General features: G+C 62.3%; 1 protein-coding gene. It reads left to right on the top strand.

Translation table 11 applies throughout. The features are described from left to right. Positions 1-1,363, top strand: a 1,363-nt coding sequence (locus B3C64_RS06750; RefSeq protein WP_291534618.1) for a topoisomerase C-terminal repeat-containing protein, incomplete at both ends; no start/stop codon positions are given.

Below are 1,363 nucleotides of genomic sequence, written 5' to 3'. Positions count from 1 at the left end.
CCAAGAACGCGAAGACGGAAAGCGCCTCCTTGCCGCCGATGCGGCCGGGTGATACGCTCGCCGCCGTGTCGGTGGACGCGAACGGCCATGAGACCCAGCCGTTGGCGCGGTATACCGAAGCGTCGTTGGTCAAGGAACTGGAAAAGAAGGAAATCGGACGACCATCCACCTATGCCAGCATCATTTCCACGATCATCGACCGCGGATACGTGTACGAGCGCGGCCGTGCGCTGATTCCTTCCTGGCTGGCGTTCTCCGTCATCAAACTTCTGGAGACGAAATTCCCGAAGTACGTGGATTACGAGTTCACCGCGCATATGGAAAACGGGCTCGACCGCATCGCGGGCGGCAAGGACACCGGCAAGAACTGGCTCACCCGATTCTATTTCGGTTCCGGTGACGGTGCCGCGCGGTCCGAGGACGAGGCGCATGCCGGATTGCAGCAGCAGGTGGCGCAGTTGGGCGAGATCGACGCGCGCGCGATCAACACCATCGAAATCGGCGATGGATTGCAGGTGCGTGTGGGGCGTTATGGCCCGTATCTTGAGGATGTGAAGCATCTCGACGATGACGGCAATCCGAGGCGCGCGTCGCTGCCGGACACGCTTGCTCCCGACGAGCTGACCGTCGAAGTCGGCCATGATCTGATTGAAAACCATTCGGGCGGCCCTCGCGCATTGGGCGTCGATCCGGTTTCCGGTGGCACCGTCGAGGTGCGCAACGGCAGATTCGGACCGTATGTCGCGCTGGTCGTGCCGGAGACGGAGGATTCCAAGACCGACGTCTCCGCCGAATCCAAGCCGAAGCGCGGCTCCAAGGCCAAGAAGGCCGCGGCCGAACGTCCGAAGATGGCATCGTTGTTCAAGACGATGAAGCCGGAATCGTTGACGTTGGAGGACGCGCTCAAACTGCTGTCGCTGCCACGCGTGGTCGGATCCTATGAGGAAGTGAACGCCGAGACCGGTGAAATGCAGACGGTCACCGTGCAGGCGAACAACGGCCGCTACGGTCCGTACCTGACCAAGACCGGGGACGACGGCAAATCCGATACGCGTTCGCTGGGTTCCGAAGATGAGATCTTCACCGTGGATGTGGACAAGGCGAAGGAACTGTTCGCCCAGCCGAAATACGGACGCGGTCGTGGACGCGGCGCGGCCAAGCCGCCGCTGCGCGATCTGGGAACCGACCCGGAGACGCAGAAGCATGTGACGATCAAATCAGGCTTCTACGGCGAGTACATCACCGATGGCGAGACGAACCGCACGTTGCCGAAGCAGTACGACGCCGCGACCATCGATCCCGCCGAAGCGTTCCGTCTGCTGGCGGAAAAGCGCGCCCAAGGCCCGTCGAAGCGCGGTCGTGG

It is taken from the genome of Bifidobacterium sp. UBA6881, from assembly GCA_002451435.1.
In the GTDB taxonomy this organism is placed as follows: domain Bacteria; phylum Actinomycetota; class Actinomycetes; order Actinomycetales; family Bifidobacteriaceae; genus Bifidobacterium.
This window is presented reverse-complemented; position numbering and strand designations above follow the sequence as displayed.